At 37.5% G+C, this 16,900-nt stretch carries 19 protein-coding genes; 7 read left to right on the top strand and 12 right to left on the bottom strand.

Annotated elements, in window-relative coordinates:
- Positions 1-34: 34 nt before the first annotated feature.
- A complete protein-coding gene (locus BW946_RS15740; protein WP_076597072.1) occupies positions 35-346 on the top strand; it encodes a hypothetical protein in 312 nt (103 codons plus the stop codon).
- Between the two features lie 6 nt (positions 347-352).
- On the opposite strand, the gene BW946_RS15745 is transcribed toward BW946_RS15740, so the two are convergent.
- Positions 353-1,105, bottom strand: coding sequence for an SDR family oxidoreductase (locus BW946_RS15745; protein WP_076597073.1), 753 nt, complete (start codon positions 1,103-1,105; stop codon positions 353-355).
- A 293-nt stretch (positions 1,106-1,398) separates the two neighbouring features.
- Here BW946_RS15745 and BW946_RS15750 point away from each other — a divergent pair, with 293 nt between their 5' ends.
- The 4 genes from BW946_RS15750 (at position 1,399) to BW946_RS15765 (ending at position 3,541) form a co-directional block, all read left to right on the top strand.
- Positions 1,399-2,031: an NAD(P)H-dependent oxidoreductase gene (locus BW946_RS15750; protein ID WP_062670959.1), complete on the top strand. Its 633-nt coding sequence runs from the start codon at positions 1,399-1,401 to the stop codon at positions 2,029-2,031.
- Positions 2,032-2,063: 32 nt separating this feature from the next.
- The gene (locus tag BW946_RS15755) at positions 2,064-2,501 is read left to right on the top strand and encodes a MarR family winged helix-turn-helix transcriptional regulator (RefSeq protein WP_076597074.1); all 438 of its coding nucleotides are present in this window, start codon (positions 2,064-2,066) and stop codon (positions 2,499-2,501) included.
- Positions 2,498-2,923, top strand: coding sequence for an organic hydroperoxide resistance protein (locus BW946_RS15760; RefSeq protein WP_076597075.1), 426 nt, complete (start codon positions 2,498-2,500; stop codon positions 2,921-2,923). Before BW946_RS15755 ends, BW946_RS15760 begins: the two co-directional genes overlap by 4 nt.
- Before the next feature lie 183 nt (positions 2,924-3,106).
- Positions 3,107-3,541, top strand: coding sequence for a hypothetical protein (locus tag BW946_RS15765; protein ID WP_076597076.1), 435 nt, complete (start codon positions 3,107-3,109; stop codon positions 3,539-3,541).
- 49 nt (positions 3,542-3,590) lie between these two features.
- Here the strand turns inward: BW946_RS15765 and BW946_RS15770 are convergent, their stop codons facing one another.
- The 9 genes from BW946_RS15770 to BW946_RS15810 form a co-directional block, all read right to left on the bottom strand.
- Positions 3,591-4,226, bottom strand: a complete 636-nt coding sequence (locus BW946_RS15770) for a peptide deformylase (RefSeq protein WP_076597077.1) — start codon at positions 4,224-4,226, stop codon at positions 3,591-3,593.
- A 160-nt stretch (positions 4,227-4,386) separates the two neighbouring features.
- Positions 4,387-5,259 (bottom strand): ChaN family lipoprotein, encoded by an 873-nt coding sequence (locus tag BW946_RS15775; protein ID WP_076597078.1) that lies wholly within the window; start codon positions 5,257-5,259, stop codon positions 4,387-4,389.
- A 115-nt stretch (positions 5,260-5,374) separates the two neighbouring features.
- Positions 5,375-6,403, bottom strand: a complete 1,029-nt coding sequence (locus BW946_RS15780) for a hemin-degrading factor (RefSeq protein WP_076597079.1) — start codon at positions 6,401-6,403, stop codon at positions 5,375-5,377.
- A 4-nt stretch (positions 6,404-6,407) separates the two neighbouring features.
- Positions 6,408-7,058 carry a class I SAM-dependent methyltransferase gene (locus BW946_RS15785; protein WP_076597080.1) on the bottom strand — a complete coding sequence of 217 codons (651 nt, stop codon included), beginning with the start codon at positions 7,056-7,058 and terminating at the stop codon, positions 6,408-6,410.
- 2 nt (positions 7,059-7,060) lie between these two features.
- Positions 7,061-7,834: a heme ABC transporter ATP-binding protein gene (locus BW946_RS15790; protein WP_076597081.1), complete on the bottom strand. Its 774-nt coding sequence runs from the start codon at positions 7,832-7,834 to the stop codon at positions 7,061-7,063.
- Positions 7,834-8,874 carry a FecCD family ABC transporter permease gene (locus BW946_RS15795; RefSeq protein ID WP_076597082.1) on the bottom strand — a complete coding sequence of 347 codons (1,041 nt, stop codon included), beginning with the start codon at positions 8,872-8,874 and terminating at the stop codon, positions 7,834-7,836. Before BW946_RS15795 ends, BW946_RS15790 begins: the two co-directional genes overlap by 1 nt.
- Positions 8,858-9,736, bottom strand: a complete 879-nt coding sequence (locus BW946_RS15800; protein WP_076597083.1) for a heme/hemin ABC transporter substrate-binding protein — start codon at positions 9,734-9,736, stop codon at positions 8,858-8,860. Before BW946_RS15800 ends, BW946_RS15795 begins: the two co-directional genes overlap by 17 nt.
- A 21-nt stretch (positions 9,737-9,757) precedes the next feature.
- Complete coding sequence (locus tag BW946_RS15805; RefSeq protein WP_228402614.1) at positions 9,758-10,873, bottom strand: HmuY family protein; 1,116 nt, start codon at positions 10,871-10,873, stop codon at positions 9,758-9,760.
- A gap of 16 nt (positions 10,874-10,889) precedes the next feature.
- Positions 10,890-12,995, bottom strand: a complete 2,106-nt coding sequence (locus BW946_RS15810; protein WP_076597085.1) for a TonB-dependent receptor plug domain-containing protein — start codon at positions 12,993-12,995, stop codon at positions 10,890-10,892.
- 95 nt (positions 12,996-13,090) lie between these two features.
- Between BW946_RS15810 and BW946_RS15815 the strand changes: the two genes are divergently transcribed.
- Together BW946_RS15815 and BW946_RS15820 are read left to right on the top strand one after the other, a co-directional pair.
- Entirely contained in the window at positions 13,091-13,897 is an 807-nt protein-coding gene (locus BW946_RS15815) for a T9SS-dependent choice-of-anchor J family protein (protein ID WP_076597086.1), read from the top strand.
- Positions 13,898-14,092: 195 nt separating this feature from the next.
- On the top strand, positions 14,093-15,385 hold the full coding sequence (locus BW946_RS15820; protein WP_076597087.1) for a T9SS type A sorting domain-containing protein: 1,293 nt from the start codon (positions 14,093-14,095) through the stop codon (positions 15,383-15,385).
- A gap of 85 nt (positions 15,386-15,470) precedes the next feature.
- Here BW946_RS15820 and BW946_RS15825 read toward each other — a convergent pair whose 3' ends face one another.
- Both BW946_RS15825 and BW946_RS15830 read right to left on the bottom strand, forming a co-directional pair.
- On the bottom strand, positions 15,471-15,761 hold the full coding sequence (locus BW946_RS15825) for a putative quinol monooxygenase (protein ID WP_034696070.1): 291 nt from the start codon (positions 15,759-15,761) through the stop codon (positions 15,471-15,473).
- A gap of 88 nt (positions 15,762-15,849) precedes the next feature.
- A complete protein-coding gene (locus BW946_RS15830) occupies positions 15,850-16,797 on the bottom strand; it encodes a sulfite exporter TauE/SafE family protein (protein ID WP_228402616.1) in 948 nt (315 codons plus the stop codon).
- Positions 16,798-16,900 lie beyond the last annotated feature (103 nt).

Here is a 16,900-nt window from a genome sequence, read left to right on the forward strand (position 1 = left end):
TATTGCAGGAGCTTTTTACTTAATACTTTTTGCTATGAAAGCCTGGTCCTATTTATTATTGCTATTTATTATGATCACATCCTGTTCCGGTAGTTCCACTCCGCAGAATTTAACGTGGTACAATAATGCCACCATTTCAAATATCATGGAAGATCCCGACAAACCGAATGAAGTGGTACGTGTCGCTATTGGAATCAGTGCTCAGGTTTTTTATCTTTCCAAAAAATCACCGGAATACAAAAGCCTTATGGAAAAAGCAACCCAAAGCTTTAAAAAAGGTAAGACCTATAATATCGGTATTGAAAATAAAACCAATATCATCAAAGAAATTAAAGAAGTCAAATAATCCGGATTATCTGATCACCGAAATTCCGGCATCCACTTTCACTTCTGCTCCATGAATATAGGAAGCTTCTTCTGAAGCAAGAAACAGAACTACATTGGCTATTTCTGACGGTTCGCCCTGTCTTTTAAAAGGAATCTTGGGAATAATCTCATCAATGGCACTATCAATCTGATCTCCGGTTAAGCCCGTATTATTAAAAATATTGGTTTTAATATGCCCGGGACTTACTCCATTGACACGAATGCCGCGTTCTGTAAGTTCCAAAGCAAATGTTTTGATCAACGACTGCACCGCAGATTTTGCTGCAGAATACACTGAAAAATTAGCCATAGCAATATCTGTGGCCATTGAAGTATTGAAAATAACGCAGCTGCCGTTTTTCATTAATGGTAACACCTGCTGTACCGTAAAAAACGGTCCTTTGACCAGCATATTGAACAGTTCATCAAAGTGATTTTCATCCACATATTCCAGGGGAGCAAATCTTCCATATCCTGCATTGGCAAAAACCAGATCAATCTGTTCTGTATATTTTCTGATTTCATGCTGCAGGTTCATCAGATCTTTCATATTTCCGGCATCGGAAACAATTCCGAAAGCCTTTTCTCCAAGTTTCTCTAAAGCTCTATTCACCGTTTCTTCACTTCGTCCGGTGATTATCACTGATCCTGCTTCATCAATAAATTTCTGAGCGGTAGCCAAACCCATTCCATTGGTTCCTCCTGTAATTAAAGCCGTTTTGTTTCTAAATCTCTGCATTGTTTTAAGTTTAAATTCTATTGCAAAGATTGGAATACTAAGACTTTGAAAAAATCCGAATCATGCGGAATTGGCTGAATCGTGAAATACCTTATTCACCTATGACTCTGAGCTATTTTGCTCTTTTTCTTTTATATTTTTAAAGTTCATCAATAATTGTCATCAATAAAATCTTTTAAAATTAAATTGCACACAATTAAATTGAGCGTACATTTGTACTGTTAATTTACTTCAACATAAAATCATGAAGTTTAATAATCGCCAAGTAGTTTAATTTAAAAACAAAAAGAAAAATGTCATTAATAGAAAATTTAAACTGGAGACATGCAGTAAAAGCTTATGATCCGACCAAAAAAGTATCACAGGAAGACCTTAATACGATTTTAGAATCAGCAAGACTGGCTCCTACTTCATCGGGATTGCAGCCCTTCAGAATTATTGTTGTGGAAAACCAGGAGCTGAAAGAAAAAATGGTAGCAGGTGCTTTAAACCCTGAAGTAATGAGAGACTCTTCTCACGTTTTGGTCTTTGCGGCATGGGACAGCTATTCTAATGAAAAGATTGACAAAGTTTATGATTATCATACGGACGTAAGGGATCTTCCGAGAGGCCGTTTTGGGAGCTATACCGATAAAATAAAAGAAATATACGGTGCACAGACTCCCGAAGAGCATTTTGCACACACTGCACGCCAGACTTATATCGCTTTAGGAATTGCCCTTGCGCAGGCTGCAGAGCTTAAAATCGACAGTACACCGGCAGAAGGATTCAGCAATGAGGTGGTAGATGAAGTACTGGGACTAAAAGAACTGGGATTAAAAAGTGTAAGCCTTTTATATCTTGGATACCGTGACGAAGCGAATGACTGGCTTTCTACTATGAAAAAAGTCAGAATTCCAATGGATGAATTTATCATAAAAAAGTAATACCTTCATCGAATCTTTCGTACTCAAACATTATGGAAAACCCGAAAACACCCAAGCTGGAAAATCAGATTTGCTTTCCGCTATATGTCATTGCCAAAGAGATTACGGGGCTTTACCGTCCATTTCTTGATGAACTCGGCATTACATATCCTCAGTATCTTGTGATGATGATATTATGGGATGGTGACGGGCTTACGGTAACCCATATCGGAGAAAAACTGTTTCTGGACAGTGGTACTTTAACACCTCTCCTTAAAAGACTGGAGTCTAAAGGATTTATTATCCGCAAAAGAAAAAAAGAGGACGAAAGAGTGGTTGAAGTATTTTTAGACGAAGCCGGGAAAAAGCTTCAGCAGAAGGCTTGTGAGATTCCGGGAAAAATCCAGGAAAAACTGGGAATACAACCGGAAGAGCTGCTGCATCTTAAAGACACCGTGTTAAAAATATTAAACAAAATAGAAAATAAATGAAAACGTTATATACAACTCAGGTCACTGCTCAGGGAGGAAGAAACGGCCATGTAAAAAGTGAAAACGGAGTGCTGGATCTTGATGTTAGAATGCCAAAAGCTTTAGGAGGAGCCAATGATGATTTTGCCAATCCTGAAATGCTTTTTGCAGCAGGATATTCCGCATGTTTCGACAGTGCTCTGAACAGAGTGATCAGTCTTTCTAAAGTAAAGACAGGAGAAACAACGGTAACCGCTCAGGTAAGCATAGATCAGCTTGAGAATGGTGGTTTCGGACTGGCTGCAGAACTGGATGTTAACATTCCCGGAGTTTCTCTTGAAGAAGCGCAGGCGTTAACAGAAAAGGCACACCAGATCTGTCCTTATTCTAATGCGACCAGAAATAATATGGAGGTGAAACTTTCAGTAACCAACAACGATTAATCCAATTTTTTTAAGCATAGTTATAACGAAAGGAGCTGTTTCCGTGGAAACAGCTCCATTTTATTTTATTTTAACCGCAGATTTCGCAGATGATTGAGGATAATTTATGTATACTATATAATACTTAAAAATATCATTTATAAATTATACTCATAACTCATCATTATTGAATATTTTTACGTAATGGAAATCATTATAGATATTGTTTGCCAGGTATATGCAGGGCAAAAATCAAGAAAGACGATTGATCTGGTTTTGAATACGTTCATTCCCGGATATGAAAAATTAAATCTCAATTATACTTACCCAAGGCACGACAAAGATTATATTTTTAAAACAGAGGATGAAATGATTGGTTATTTCATCGAAAATCCTGCCCTTGACCAAACTTTTTACTGGAATAAATATCATGATAATCCAGAAAGAATAATGGTAGGCGCCAATATTACAGATGATGATAAGCTTATCATGAGCTTAACAATGAATACGACTGAAGAAAAAAAGAACATGTATTTCGATCAGCTCAAAAAAGTTTTACAATCCGATATTGGGGTAATTACTTATGTGGATCCTGCAGATTATGAAGATGGAGAAGATTTTATTTTAAGGTATGGATAGAAAAATTTACTTAGTTTTATAAAATATAAAAGCTTCTCATCATTTATCATTACCTTCTGTCCTTCATGACATCACTTTTCTGATAGGCATCTACCTTTTTATAAGAATCATTTTTCTCCTTTTCTTTTTTATCTGAAATCAGAATTCCGAAAAGATGGTCGATTTCATGTTGGAAAATCACCGCAGTAAAACCTTCTACGATTTCTGAATATTTCTGTCCTTTCAAATCCACATATTCCAGTTGGATAACTTTGCTTCTGTAAAACTGATCTCTGAAATCAGGAATAGATAAATCGCCTTCAGGGCCAAGATTCTGCAGATCAGATCTCCAAACAATTACTGGATTAATAAAATATTCCAACGGAGTTCCTTCTTTATCAAAACGCTGCACCCAGATAATCTTTCTGTTGATTCCCACCTGTGGAGCAGCAATGCCTACTCCACCATCTGTTGAAAGAAGAGATTCTTTCATCCTTTTTACCAGAACAGCGGTGTTAGGATCAAGAGGATCTGCTTCTGAAGAAATACTCAGCAAGGTTTTATGCTGATTGGCATCTGTTGTCTGATAGATAGGCAACGCCCTATTAACATCTCCCTGATTGATGATGGAAAGCTCATTGGAAGTAAGTTTTTGTGCATTGAACAGTCCGATAAAAAAGATCAGCAGGATAGAGATTTTTTTCATATGTTTTTGAATCTGATACAAAGGTAAATATTGTGGAGTAAAAATGATTAAAAGGTATTCAATAATTATGTTTAGGCTAAAGCCAATGGAAGTTGATATAAAAAATAAACGGGCTAAAGCCCGTTTCTATTGAATATTTTTCACTCTAACTGTTGAAAGTTTAAAAAGTCTTTGTCATATCCGCAGGGATAATAAGATTGAAATCTGTCGGGATATAATCTTTGGCAGGAACTTTCAGTTCAGAATCGTCTGATTCAAAAACGGAGATAACTGCCATTTTCAGATTGGGATTTTTCTGTTTGATGTACCAATAAATTCCACCAAATTCTTTGCTGTGATAGTTTCCATTGTAGTGGATAAAGGTCTTTCCGGCCTGGTAATTTTTCAGGATAGATTCCGCCATTGTAGCGTCTTTTGTAGCCTGAGCTGAAATGAAATTCATCACTTTTGTTCCTTCTGCATGATCTCCCATCATTTTTTTCATCTCAGGATATCCCGGAGTGTCTAACGTAACTTTAATTGGCAACTGGGCAATGTAGGTTTTCTCTTTTTCGCTTAATTTATTTAAGGACTCAAGACCTTCTTTTGCAGTCTGAGAGGCATATCTCCTTGGAATATTGGTTGCAATGAAATTCAGTTTTTTATCCTTGGCAAAATCTACCAAAGGTTTGTAATCTGTTGCATAATTGTTCCATAAACGGGCAGAATCCTTCAAAGTCTTAGCATCAAACCTTCCGTTTAAATATTGATCAAGCTGCGCCTGATTGTCCCTTTCAAACATTTCTGCTCCTAAGATCAGCTGACCGTTCTTTTTCGCAAACAAAGCTTCCGTAATTTTAAGCTGAAGCCAATGATTGATAGAACTGTTATGATTTTCACCAAAAAAGACAACATCATAATCTGCCAGTTCTTTTACCAGCTTTTCTGTCTTTACTTCTTTTCCTTTTTTATCATAAAACTGATATGCTTTTAAGTCCTGTGCCTTCAATGCACAGACACCGGCAAGCAGTATCGCTATGAAAATATTTTTCATTTTATTTATATTTAGTCACAAATTACACAAATATTCCGGCACTTGCAGATCGTTTCATAAAAAAGACCGCTTTGAATTTTACAAACAAAACGGTCTCATTCAAATCATCTAATTATTATTTCTCTAAAGCTTCTACAAGATCCTTCCATTCCTGAAGCTCAGGAATTCCAGGCTTTCTTTTTCCGAAGAACTGAACGATAAAGTCACCTTCTTTGTTGAATACTTCGATAGCGGTTACTTCTCCGTCTTCAGTAGGTTTTTTAACGATCCATGCTTCTGCAATTTTCGTTACATCAAGGTGTAAGTTGAAATCAGGATCCATCACGTTGAACCATTGCTGATGCCAAAGTGTTTTCTTCACATTTCCTGTATGGATCTGGATAATTCCTCTATTCCCAACGAAAACCATGATCGGAGTATTCTTTTCAGAAGCATCTTCAAGGATATTCACTACTTTAGCATTATCGATTTTCTTAGCAAATCCTTCCGGAGCCAATCGTAAAGCCTGTGTTCTGCTTACGCAGTACTTTCTTGTCATCATAAAGAAATCATGAGTATCTTTCAATTCTGTCCATGCTTTTTTGAATCCTTCCACATCAATGTCTGAATCTGCTTTTTCCGCCTGTTTTGGAGCTGCTGCTTCAAAAACCAACGCCTGATTCTGATCTTCTGATTTGAATTTTTCTACAATCACATCGAAAGCAGCTTCATTACTGTCTTTCGTCAGATAAATTTTGTGAAGTGCCAATCCGTCTTTTCCGAAAAACTGAAGACTTTTCTTATCACCTTCCAGTACAGCAAAAGCAAATTTCCAATGGTTAAGGAAAATTCTGAGATCAATATCTTCCCCCACAAAAAGCTGTGCATGAGGACTGCTGAAATCTCCGTTCAGATACATTCCTTTTCTTTCATGAACACATTCATCATTACGGGTAAGAGCCATTACTTTTCCAAGCTGCTCAGCATCTGTAAGGATTCCGTGAAAATCCGGGTTCAGGACAGTAACTCCTTCACCAATGCTTGTTGCCAATAATTCTGCCTCACTTACTCCTAACTGTGCTGCTGCATTTCTTATTCTGATATGTGGATTTTCTGCTTTCAGAGCTTCCCATTTTTCTTTTAAGTCATTAACTAATGTGCTCATTACTTTACTTTTTTATGGTTAAAATTGTATAAATTCTTCGTAGGGTTTCGTTTCCTGTTTTACTTTTTATATCTTCTTCTCTTTCTGAAGTTTTCATTCTCTTAAAATGACTTTTGGAGATCAGTTCTTCCATTTCGCTGTTGCTGTACAAGGTAAAATCATATTCCGTAAACGGTAGTTTTTCCATGAATTCTTTTTGTCCGAATGTCAGAACGAATGTTCCGTCATCTTTTAGAATCCTGCAGATCTCGTTTAAGAATTCCACCGGATTTTCCCAGAAATAGACTGTGTTTACGGTAAATATTTTATCAAAAGTTTCATCCTGAAAAGGAAGCTTCTTCCCTTCATACAAAACAAATTCTGTCTGATTTTCTAATTCTTTATTGAGCCTTTTGGCTTCACTGTGCATGGTTTCAGAAATATCAATCCCTGTATATCTGAGGTTTTTGGCAAGGCTCATGATACTTTTCAGGTGTGCGGCATTCCCGTGTCCTATTTCAAGGATTTGCTGGCCGTCATCTATCGAAAGTGTTCTGATCGTTTCTAATGTCATGCTGATATTCGTGGCATTCATCATTTCACCGATCTCAATGCCTTTTTCTCCCTGAGGATTGGCAAGATTCTGAGCGAGGATTTTAAGTTCTTCTTTTTCCATGGTTATCCAAAAATGATCATTGGGTTATTGGTAATTGGGTGTCCGCAGATGGTACAGGGAAAATTATAAGCATTGCTGATATTCTCTTCAGTAAAAACTTCCTGTGGAGTTCCATAGGCTGAAACCTGTCCTGATTTCATTAATAAAATCTTATCTGCAAACCGGGCAGCAAGGTTCAGATCATGTAAAACAACAATGGCACTGTTGGCTTTTTTTGTGAAATTTTTGATAATTTCCAATGCTTTGTATTGATGTTTTATATCTAAATTATTCAAAGGTTCATCCAGAAAAACCACCTTATGGGTGATATCATTTTCAAGCTGTGCCATCACTCTTGATAGATGTACACGCTGCTTTTCTCCTCCTGAAAGGGTGTTGTATTCTCTTTCTTTGAGATGAAAAATATCGGTTTCGTACATCATTGCATTCATGGCTTCCAGGTCTTCTTTTCCGGGCTGGGCATCGAAATAGGGATACCTTCCCATCATGATCACGTCTTTCACCTCAAGCGGAATATCATTGCTGTTATGCTGTGAAAACTTTGCTTTGTGTTTTGAAAGTTCCTGGATATTCCATTCTTTAATTGGTTTATTTTTAAACAAAACCTTGTTATTGAGAGATTTTACCTCATCCGCCAATACACTCAGAAGACTTGATTTTCCTGCTCCGTTCGGTCCCACAATGGCGAGAAATTCACCGTATTCCAGAGAGACATCTACTCCATCCAGAATCCTGAATTCTTTGTGTTTATAATTTATCTGGTGTGCCTTGATCATTACAGTGATTTTTTAAATTTAACCAAAATAGCGATAAAAACAGGACCTCCCATTAAGGCTGTTAAAATTCCGATCGGCAGTTCTGAAGGAGCTACAATACTTCTGCTGAAGGTATCTGCCATCAGTAACAAAATACTTCCGCATATTGCTGATAAAGGCAAAATAAAAGCATAATTGGATTTGAATAAAAGCCTTAAAATATAAGGTACAATAAGACCTACAAAACCAATTGTTCCTGAGAATGCCACGCAGGTTCCCACCATTAAAGCCACGGTGATAATGATCTGCTTTTTCAGTCTTTCCACATTGATTCCCAGATGCTGTGCATCTTTTTCTCCCAGCATCATTGCATTTAAGGCTTTTCCTTTGGGTAATAAAATGATGTAGGCGATGGTGATCACAATGGCGAGAATGATATTCTTCGTCCATGTTGCTGCGGCAAGGCTTCCCAGATTCCAGAAAGTAAGATCTCTGAGCTGTTCATCTTTTGAAATATAGATCAAAAATCCGGTTATCGAAAACCCGATAGCTGTAATGGCAACTCCGGTAAGCAGCATCATCACTACATTGGTTTTCCCTCCGCTTGTTGAAATTCTGTACACCAGCATCATGGATAAGAAAGAACCGATAAAAGCGGCTATTCCTACCAGTGAAAATTGTACAGCTTCAGGAAGATATTCTTTGAAATGTCCTCCTAAAACAATCGCAATGGCCGCCAGCAAGGTTGCTCCTGAGGTAAGTCCTATTAAATCTCCCGTTGCCAGAGGATTCCTGAAAAGCCCCTGAAGACTCGTTCCTGAAACCGACAACATGCTTCCTACTAAAATGGCCATGATTATTCTGGCTGCTCTTACGTCCCAAATCACATATTTATCACTCAATGATAAACCGGAATCTCCTTTTATCAATTGCCACAGCGCCCTGAACGGAGAGTTTTCTCCGAAATCATAAACTCCTGTATTAAGAGACAGCACTGCTATAATGATAAGCAGTACCGCACTTATAATAAGATAAAAGTATAGTTTACTTCGTGCTTTCAATTAAAAGTTTGTTTAATCCTACTGCTGCTTCTCCTACTCTTGGTCCAAAACCTGATACTAAACCTCCGTCCATCGCAATAATTTTCTTATTTTTACCTGCATTGGTTTGAGATACTCCCGGCATTTTTAGCGCTCCTTCGTTTCCTCCCGCACCCTGTAAACCGGTTTCGAAGAAGAATAATACATCAGGATTAGCTTTTACAACGGCTTCCGGGGTCAATGGTTTGAAATCTTCAAAATCTGACACTGCATTTTCTCCGCCTGCAAGGGCGATCAATGAAGCCATTGGCGTGTTTTTACCGCTTACCATCAGCATGTTTCCTCTGGCATAGATGAACAGTACTTTCGGCTTTTTAGCAATAGGCTGTACCTGCTTCAGGTCAGCATCAATTTTATCGTTTAATTTCTGATAGTCTGTATTTCCGATTGCTTTTGCTACCTGCTCTATCAGTTTTTTAGTTCCTTCAACTGTGTATTCCTGTTTAAAAACTTCAGTTTTAATCCCTGAAGATTTAATTTTCCCCATTAATTCAGGATTGATATCTTTATCAGAAGCAAGAATCAATGTTGGGTTTACCGCCATGATCGGTTCAATTGTCATGGATCTCATGTGACCTAAATCTTTCGCTGTAGCTTTTAATGAGGCAGGATAGGTGCTGGTAACATCAGTTCCCACGATTTCTTTTTCGTGGCCTAAAGCAGCTACGATTTCAGTAATTCCTCCGTTTAGTGTTACTATTTTATTATTGGTTTTCGGTGCTTCAGAAGAAGCTTCTGTAGTATTTTCTTTTGCTCCTGCCTCTGCTTTTTTGCATGAGTATACTGCTAAAAGAACAGAAGCTGCAAGGATGAATTTTTTCATGATCTACTATTATTTGATTATTTATAAAGGTTCAAATTCAAAATTGGTGTACCCTCTTTCTCCTTTTGTGTTTTTCATGGTATTGAATCTCAGCTTGAAATAAAAACCTTCAGCATCTTTCAATACAAAGAAACGGTCTGCATACACGAAAGGCACAGGATTGGATGCTGTACCGGTAGTGGTTCTCCATTTATCACCAATCGCTCTCTGGTCATTGAAAACAAATTTTGCAGGTTCTACATCTTTCAGTTTAAATGCATTGTAAGCAGCATCAAGACTTCCTGTAACTGTCACCTGATAAGCTCCTACTCCATTAAGGGTATTGGTTGTTACAAAATCCGCATAAAAATAGCTTCCTGCACTGGTTGCAGGTCCCATGAACACTTCATTGGTAAACGTTGTGAAGGCCAGATCCCATTTTTTCTTCTTAGGCTGAATTTTTACAGGTGTTCCTGTTTTCAGGTTGAAGAACGAGAAGCTGTATTCTGTATCTTTGGTAATGATATATTCTTTTACGTCTGCTTCTGCTGCATTCACTTCAGCATAGCGTATTTTGTATCCATTCTGAGCTCTCAGTATCTGAATTTTTTTCCATCCTCTCGGATCTCCGGACAGAGAAACGGAACCTGCTCCGATATTGGCTGCAGAAGGTATTTCTCTACCAAGATTGATCAGATATACAGGATTATCGGCATCATTTTCTTTGATAGCATCAATCCCTGAAGTCTGATTCAGGAAGTCACCATTAGGATTGTCAACATATTTCATATTGGCAGCATCAAATGTTCCTACCTGAGCAATGTCTTTCAGACTTGATATATCAGCTTCTTTTACTTTACTGATATCTGAAACGTTCGGTATTTTAATCACTGTCATGGCAAGAGAGCTATTCATAATCACTCTGTACGCATCACCGCTATAAAAACCAAGATCCCAGTCTGTTCTGTTATTGACAGCCGGATTGGTATAATCACTTAAATCAATCCAGACCTGATTAGGTTCTGTAGGACCACCAATTTGCACACTTACTTCAGATCCTGTCATAGGAGGAACCGAAACCGGATCTTCATCAGCAGAAAGACAAGACTGTGTGGCAGCCATGATAGAAAGAACAGATACTATTTTTAAATACTTCATAATCGTAACTTATTATTTAAAATTGAAACATTAATCGGGCAAAATAGCTTCTGCCATAATATAAATTAACAAACCCATTCGCCGCTGTATGAGCTGAACCTGCCATCGCTGTAGAGTTTAGTCTTGTTACATCGAATATATTTTTTACCCCTGCAGAAATTTCAAAATGCTTATTCCAGAAAGGCTGGCTCACAATGAAATCCATCATATGAAAACTATCCACTTTCCCAAGGCGGAATCCGCTCGCTCCATCTGACACATACATTCTGTCCGGACCCGTGAATTTGTAATAAAGGGCAAAATTGGTATCGGTACTTTTCAGTTTATAAGTTGCTGAGGCTCCCGCCTGTACCAGATACTGGAAATCTGTTGGGGAAGAAGATTTCAAATCATTCACGGATACCGATGTTCCATTTACAGATCCCCTTAAAGACAGGGCAAACCGATCTTTTCTGAAATCTATATTAGCGGAGAATAGTAGATTTTTATACGTATCAAGATTCATGTATTTGTAGGTAGAAGGTTCTTTTACCATCACCATTTCAATCCTGTCACGTACATCCAGATATAATGCATCTACTCCGTATGCGATTGTCCATCCGTTATCTGCTGAAAAATTCTGGTTCCAGAAAAGGCCTGCAGAAAAACCTTTTTCAGGATGTAAATCCGGATTTCCCTGTACATCATGATTAAGGTTCAAAAAATACGTGTACAGTTCATCATATTTCGGGAAACGGTTGGCTGATCCTGCAATTGCCCGGAGATTTGAATTTTCAGAAGTTTTATATCTTGCTGATAATGAATAGTTGTACTGATTATTAAAGTTTTCACTGAGGGAAAGTCTTACTCCAGGTCTTAAAGAGAATTTGTCTGAAACATTCCATTCTGCAGAAAGGAAATTGGAATAGGTAAAGATCTTTCTTTTTACCGCTTCACCAAAGAAGTCTCCGGCAATTAAAGCGGCATAACCATTGGTGTAGTCTAATTCATACCCCAACTGGAAATCAAAAACTTTACTATCCAGGAAGTTGCTGAACATCCCTCTTGAGTAGATGACATCTGTTTTATAATAAGACTTTTCGTCCTGACGACTCTTTATTTGTCTGTTCGGAATATCGTAATTATAGTCGTAATATTTCCTGTCCTGGTTCTGGTAGGAAAAATCCCCCATGTATCGGATATGTCCCAGATTAGTTTGAATATTGAACTGATGAATCCAGCGGTCTGTGTTGTATCTTCTGTCTCTGCTTTCGTAGGCAACCCCGCCTAATCCGTCATTAAGAGGATTTCTGTTGACCTCCGGATTATAGAAATTGAATTTTTCGTTAAGATATGTCAACTTGTAAAAGAATGTGGTTTTGTTTTTTGTATATCTCAACAATGCAGAGGCATCATACTGATCTTTCGGATTCCATTCATACCCTCTTTGGTTATCCTGTCCGAAATATTTGTAACCTTTGCTCTCCCCTTCGTATCCCATAAACTGATTATGATTGAAATTGATGCTGGCAAACCATTCATTGCTGATATTATAATCTATATTAAGGTTCTGAATATGCCTTCCGTTTCCTTTTTTCTTAAGATCATAGTTGTCTCTCACTGTTTCTTCCTGCAATGAGCCTCTTACACTGATCTTCTTTGTATTGGTTTTCTTGGTAATAATGTTGATTACTCCTGCAACAGCTCCGTTTCCATATTCAACCCCCATGCTTCCTTTTACAATTTCAATTCTTTCGATATTGCTTAGGGTAATTTTGGTAAGGTCTATATTACTTCCCAGTCCTGTATCCCCTACTACCGGAATATTGTCTATAAGGATCTTTACATAATCACCGTTAAGTCCCATGATATTGGCCGTGGAATTTCCTGAACGCGTATCCGGAGTGATCTGTATATTAAGACTTTGATTTAAAACCTCGGCAACATTCGTTGCTGCCATATTTTTAATCTGCTCAGCATCAATAACATCAACCTTATAGATGGATTTGTTAATGGACTGCTGCATGTACTGTCCTGTAATAACAACTTCTTCAATTTTCTTTTGATAAAGAGAATCCTTTTCTTGCGCATTCATCCATAAGGCCACGGATAATGATAGAACGGAAAGCACTTTCTTCTTCATAAGGGTACAAATTTTCGACAAATATAAAACTTTATTTAGACTCATTAAAAATAATTATATATTTTTGTGTAATAATTCTAAATAAAAATAATCTTATGAAATTACAATTACTTTTAGGAACTCTGATATTTACAGCCTTAACGGCTAATGCTCAGTTATCTAACATCAATGAAAATTTCAACAATTTTACAGCGGGGAATACTACTTTCCCACAGTCTGGATGGTCTGCCATCGTTGCACCCATAACCGGTGAGTTTCCTCCTGTACCTCCAAGAATGATTGTAGCAGGAGATTCTAACAGATTTGTCCAGTCGTATGCAGGAAACAACGCAACAGGTTCTTCTTATCTGATTACTCCACAGATTGAAACTCCAACAGGAAATAAAACTTTAACTTTTGACACTACATTAGTGTCTCCATCTCCTGGTCCTGGAAGCATTCAGGTAGGCGTAGCGTCTAATCCTGCAGATATGTCAACTTTCGTTCCTGTAGGAAGCCCTGTTAATGTATCGGTTATTGGCACAGTTCAGAATATCAGTGTGAATATTCCGGCATCCACAGGTTCATACATTGTATTTAAGTTCACTCCTACCGCTACTCACGTAGCCATTCAGGTAGATAATGTCGTTTATAATACCACTGCTTCTTTAGGTATATCAGACAACAATAAATCCACAGAAAATTTCAGGTTTGCCTTAAATTCTGATCAGTCAGCCTTAGAATTTATTATTAAAAAAGATCCTAAAAACATTCAGATCTATTCTGCAGCAGGACAAAAAGCAACTGAAGGCAAGCTGACCGGACAAAGATTTGATATCAGCACCCTTCAATCTGGTGTATATTACATGAATATTGAAACTGCGGAAGGAAAAACAATCCAGTCAAAATTCATCAAAAAATAAGGTTTATCAGACTATTATTTGCCTTTTTTAAAGCCGGTAGGAAAATCTTACCAGCTTTTTCTTTACTCTAATTTTGTTATGCATTGGTATGATTACAATAAAAACACGATAAAAATCATGTTTTTATTTAGACTGATTAAAAATAATTATATATTTTTGTGGAATCATTCTAAATAAGGATTTAAAAAATAAATTATGAAAACAAAACTATTATTGGCTTCAGTATTCGCAATGTCTGTTCAGCAGACTGTTTTGGCGCAGACTGATGCATTGGGATATTCACAGGTAAACATGACTATGGGAAGCGGATATCAAAACCGAGTGTTTGTAAACCTTGCAGATGGTAATATGATTTCTCAGCCAGCCAATACGTGGGATATTGCTTTTTACAGAAACTCAAACTACGCATTCGGATCCAGAGTTAATGATGCTAAAGATATTGAAGTGTACACCGCCTCCACCAATTTAGCCGATTGGGATAATATCAGCATCAGCAATGAAGCTTCATGGGGAGCCCCTCTTTATAATCCGGATCAGACCACTGACTGGAGTCAGGGAGCTTTCGAGCAGGGGCCAGTGACCTCTCCAAATCCTAATATCCCTTCAACAGGATGGGGAGTTTACAACCCAATGAATCACCATATTCAGGGGAAAGCTATTTTTGTTTTAAAATATGCTTCAGGAGCTTATATTAAGTTTGCTATTGAAGATGCCTTTGCAGGATATACTTTCAGATATTCAAAATGGAATGGTACTTCATGGGGAGCTACGGAAACAAGAACGCTTGCTAACGGTACAGATGATTCTTATTTCAACTATTTCTCTTTTGATACCGGAGAAAAAGTTCCAAATTTGGAGCCATCCAGAACGGCATGGGATTTCGTATTTACCAAATATTATACATTCTATATGGGAGTACAGATGTACCCGCTTTCCGGTGCCATCCAAAGTCCAAACGTAAAAGTAGCAATGGTACAGCCTGAAACACAGCAAACAGCAGCCAATTCTATTCCTGCCAATGCTAGTTTCTCATCAGCTATTACTACTGTAGGACATTCATGGAAAGGAATCGGTACAGTAAAAAGTGATGTGGTATACTACGTTAAAAAAGGAAACGACTATTACAGAATGTATTTCACTACCAATGGTGGTGCCAGTACAGGAAATATGTATTTCAAATACAAAAAGATCACGGAAACGTTAGGAATTACTGAAGTAGGAAAAAAAGCATCTTTCGGTATTTATCCTAATCCGGCTACCGCGGATAAAAAAGTAACGGTTCTTTTTGATGTTAAAGAAAAAGCAGGGAATAAGGGAAATGTAGAGGTTTATGATCTTACCGGGAAAAAGGTATATTCAGATGAACTTACGAACCAGGCAGGTTTCTATAAGCAGGACCTGAATCTTTCTACGCTCCCTTCAGGAAATTATCTTGTAAAAATTACTTACGGTGGCTATTCGGAGACGAAAAAGCTTATCGTAAAATAAACTTTCTATTTTAATACTTTCTATTTTTTCTAATAAAAGGGCGGTTTCAGATTCTTGAAACCGCCTTTTATCTTTTCTCTATGTCTTAGTATATCTTAAATCCTTTATAAACTTCCACTGAGCTTTCCATGATTTTGGATGCATCTTTACGGAAATCTAAAAGGTGATCCTGACCGTTATGCCTGTTGTGATGCTCAACACTTTCCCAAAGCTCGATCAGGAAGAAAGTTCCTTTATTATCTTTATCTTCAATAAGATCGTACTGCAGGCAGCCTTCCTCTTTTCTTGTTTCTTTCACAAGATTCTGAAACAGCTCTACAGCGTCCATCAGATAATTTTCATTAAACTTAAAAAGTGCAATGATATGTAAATTCATGTTCTAATATTTAGTGATGTAAAAGTAAAATATTTTCAAAGCCGAATATCTTTTTAACCCTTTTATTTTTCCACACCACGCATAATTTTTAATTAAAAACTGATTTATAAATAGTTATAGAACTCATTACGATCACCAAAGTTCCGATAATCACAAACATTTTTTTGACGGGAAGCTTAGCAGTAAGCATTGCGGAAAAAGGAGCGGTAATGATTCCGCCAATCAAAAGTCCCAGAATGATATTCCAATGCTGGATTCCCAAGGTCAGGAAAAAAGTGATGGCAGCTGTTAAAGTAAGAATAAATTTGGCTACTGTGGAACTTCCTACGGCAAATCTTGGAGTGAATGCATTTTTAATCAGTGTTCCGGTTACCAAAGGTCCCCAGCCTCCACCAGCAAAAGAATCTATAAAACCTCCTATCACACCCAGTCTGGTCAGGTTGGTTTTTCTTTTCAGGGCTTTACTCTGTTTTTCTTTAAATACATTTGATAAAATCTGGAATCCAAGGTATAAAGTGTAAAAAGCAATGAATGTTTTAGTTACTTTCGCATAATATTCTCCAAGATAAGTAAGGCATACAGCGCCAATTACAGCTCCAATTACAGCAGGAACGGCCAACTTTTTCACCAGGCTTTTGCTTACATTCTTCAATTTGATGTGGCTGAGACTTCCTGCAGCAGTGGTGAAACTTTCTGCAGAATGAATACTTGCACTTACAATATGCGGCGGAATATTGAGAAGCATAAGCGTTGTAGTACAGATGACACCATACCCCATTCCCATAGAACCTGCAACAATTTCTGCAAAAACACCTACCAGAAGCATCCAGTAAAAAATATAATGATCTTTGGCCAGAATACCCTGCAATTCTTCCAGATATCCCAGTTCGTACATTGAAAAAACAACAATGGACAGAATAGCAGCCGTCACAAAAAGGACATTCAACCTTACCTGAATTTTTCTTGAAATCACCATATCACAAAACCGTTTTAATCCATATTGTCTCATCATCAGCATGATTGACAACAAAGACATGTAATGACAATCTGTTTTCTGTAGTTCTTTGCGAGGAAATTTTTCCGGATATAATACATTCAACCACTGAATGCACTTCAGTACTAGAGAGCGTAAGCTTTTG

This window comes from Chryseobacterium sp. RU33C, from assembly GCF_900156015.1.
GTDB classification, from domain to species: domain Bacteria; phylum Bacteroidota; class Bacteroidia; order Flavobacteriales; family Weeksellaceae; genus Chryseobacterium; species Chryseobacterium candidae.